At 70.0% G+C, this 2625-nt stretch carries 3 protein-coding genes and 2 pseudogenes; 2 read left to right on the top strand and 3 right to left on the bottom strand.

All coding sequences use genetic code 11. The features are described 5' to 3' along the window. Positions 1–309: pseudogene (locus WA965_RS02685) on the top strand (precorrin-4 C(11)-methyltransferase); the annotation flags it as partial. Next, complete coding sequence (gene bluB / locus WA965_RS02680; RefSeq protein ID WP_526301211.1) at positions 306–938, top strand: 5,6-dimethylbenzimidazole synthase; 633 nt, start codon at positions 306–308, stop codon at positions 936–938. The pseudogene WA965_RS02685 and the gene bluB, both read left to right, overlap by 4 nt. A gap of 3 nt (positions 939–941) precedes the next feature. On the opposite strand, the gene WA965_RS02675 is transcribed toward bluB, so the two are convergent. The 3 genes and pseudogenes from WA965_RS02675 to WA965_RS02665 form a co-directional block, all read right to left on the bottom strand. Next, positions 942–1466 carry a bifunctional adenosylcobinamide kinase/adenosylcobinamide-phosphate guanylyltransferase gene (locus WA965_RS02675; protein ID WP_526301209.1) on the bottom strand — a complete coding sequence of 175 codons (525 nt, stop codon included), beginning with the start codon at positions 1464–1466 and terminating at the stop codon, positions 942–944. Beyond that, positions 1463–2215, bottom strand: coding sequence for a cobalt-precorrin-6A reductase (locus WA965_RS02670; protein WP_526301207.1), 753 nt, complete (start codon positions 2213–2215; stop codon positions 1463–1465). Before WA965_RS02670 ends, WA965_RS02675 begins: the two co-directional genes overlap by 4 nt. Further along, positions 2212–2625 (bottom strand): annotated as a pseudogene (locus tag WA965_RS02665) (cobyric acid synthase); the annotation flags it as partial. The pseudogene WA965_RS02665 and the gene WA965_RS02670, both read right to left, overlap by 4 nt.

Genomic DNA, 2625 nt, shown 5'->3' with positions numbered 1-2625 from the left:
ACCCGGTCCACATTGGTGTTGCATCTGGCGATCACCCGGACCCGCGAACTGATGGCGGAGCTTGCTGCGGACTACGGCCCCGACTGCCCGGTCGTCGTGGTGTACCGCGCGTCCCAGCCGCAGGAACAGGTGCTGCGCGGCACGGTCGCCTCCATCGCCGACGCGGTCGAGGCGGCCGGGTTACGCCAGGCCGCGGTGATTCTTGTCGGCCGGGCCCTGGCCGGGAAACCGGATCCCGAAGCCGGGGAGAGCTATCTCTACGATCCGGGGCGCGACCGTTCGCTGAAACGCCAAGAGGGCCTGCGATGACGGCGAGCGCGCTGTACGACGTGATCAACCGGCGTCGCGACACCCGCGCTGAATTCACCGGTGAGCAGATCGCTGCTGACGTCCTCGAGCGGGTGCTGCTGGCCGCCCACGCCGCACCGTCCGTCGGCATGTCACAACCGTGGGACTTCGTCCTGGTCCGATCACCGGACACCCTGCGGGCGTTCCGCGACCACGTGGCGCTCGAGCGCGAGGCGTTCGCCGACGCACTGACCGGGGAGCGCGCCGACACGTTCTCGCGAATCAAGATCGAGGGCATCTGCGAGTCCGGTCTCGGCATCGTGGTCGGCTACGACCCGACACGGGGCGGACCGCAGGTCCTCGGCCGGCACGCCATTCCCGACGCAGGGCTGTACTCGGTCGTCTGTGCCATCCAGAACCTCTGGCTCGCAGCAACTGTCGAGGGACTCGGCGTCGGCTGGGTGTCGTTCTACCGCGAGGATTTCCTGCGCTCGCTGGTGGACATGCCCGCCCATGTGCGCCCCGTTGCGTGGCTCTGCGTCGGCCATGTCGCCGACCTCCCTGAGGTTCCCGACCTCGAGCGCCACGGCTGGCGCCGGCGCTCGTCGCTGGCGACCGTGCTGCACGAGGAGCGCTACCGGCCGCGCTGAGCGTCAGATCTTCAGTACCCGGCCTGCGATCACCAGGTGCACTTCGTCGCAGACCGCGGCGACCCGCTGATTGAGGATGCCCAGCAGGTCACGAAAGAGCATCCCGGACCGGTGCGACGGCACCACCCCGAGTCCGACCTCGTTGGTCACCACGACCGCCTCGGGTGACACGGCCAGCGCGTCGCACAGCTGGTCGATCCGCGCGGTCACCGCGTCGTGCATCTCCTCGTAGGGCGCGTCCCACAGCTGTGCGGCGTCCATCAGGGCGACCAGCCAGGTACCGAGGCAGTCGACGAGCACGGCGGCACGCGCGTCTGCCACCGCTGCGGCGACGTTCGCGGTCTCCACCGTCGTCCAGTGCGCCGGACGGGCCGCGCGGTGACGGGCCACCCGCGCGTCCCAATCCGGATCACTTCCGTCCGCGGGCCGGCCGGGCGCGACATAGGTCACCGCGCCCGCACCGCTGAGCAACCCTTCGGCGTGCCGGGACTTGCCGGAGCGGACGCCACCGGTGACCAGGATCCTCACCGGGACATCGTATTCAGAGTTCGCACCCAGTCCAGCGCGTCGGCCACCTCGTGGACCGTCGGCACCCCGGATACCCGTGCCGGACGCCGCACGATCACCACCGGGATGCGCAGTTCCTCGGCGGCATCCATCTTCGACCAGGTGTACTCGCCACCCGAATCCTTCGTGATCAGCACGTCGGCGCGGTGTTCGCGCATCAGCGCCAACTCACCGGGCAGCGCGTACGGCCCGCGGCTGGTCACCAACCGCCACCAGGGTGGAAGCGTCAACTCCGGGGCATCCACCACCCGGGCCAGGACCGCGTGCTCCTGGAGTTCGGGAAGAAAGCGCGCGAGCTCCTGGCGCCCGACGGTGAGGAAGGGCCGCCCTCCCAGCCCCGCCGCCGCGGCGGCGGCCTCCTCGTGGGAGTCCACCCAGAGCCAGGAGTCCCGCGACCGGTCGGCCCAGCCGGGTCGTTCCAGCCGCAGCAAGGGCCGAAGGGTGTCGCCAGTGGTGCACGCCGCGACCGCGTTGGCCGAAATGTTTTTGGCGAAAGGGTGGGTGGCATCAACGACGGCATCAAAATCGCCGAGGGCCGAACGTAATCCGTCCACGCCCCCGAAGCCGCCGATCCGGACCCCTCCCACGGGTAGCCGTGGATCGGCAACCCGCCCTGCCAGTGATGTGGTCACCTCGACGCCGTCGGCGACCAGCAGCGCCGCGAGCGCCCGGGCCTCCGAGGTGCCGCCGAGGAGCAGGATCGTCGTCACGGCGCTCCCGGCGGCAGGAAGGGCAGACCCGCAGGGGATCCGCCACGGATCAACTCGATCAGTGCGTCGACGTCGAGATGTTCTTCGGCGAGATCGCCCAGCAGATCGAGTCGTTCCTCGCGGGCGCGCGGGAACGAGACACCCGAGAAGGCAAGGCCGAGAGCTTCACTGAGGAACCGCGCCCGCAGGGCGTCGCCTTCGAGCGCGCCGTGCCACATCGTGCCGAAGACCTGTCCGGCCCGTGCCCCACCGAGGAAATCGTCGACGCCGGGACCGCGGGTGATCCGCCCGTGGTGGATCTCATAGCCACTGGCCGGCACGCCGAGCCAGTCGCCCTCGGGCAGCCGGAGTGCTTTGGCGGCAACAAAATTCGTCTCGACGTCGAGGAGCCCGAGCCCCTCCGCCTCGAC

Origin of the sequence: Mycobacterium sp. (genome assembly GCF_049683935.1) — a bacterium.
In the GTDB taxonomy this organism is placed as follows: domain Bacteria; phylum Actinomycetota; class Actinomycetes; order Mycobacteriales; family Mycobacteriaceae; genus Mycobacterium.
This window is presented reverse-complemented; position numbering and strand designations above follow the sequence as displayed.

Excerpts from the sequence above, each read along its gene's own strand:
- bluB (WP_526301211.1), top strand. The coding sequence starts at position 306 with ATGACGGCGAGCGCGCTGTACGACGTGATCAACCGGCGTCGCGACACC.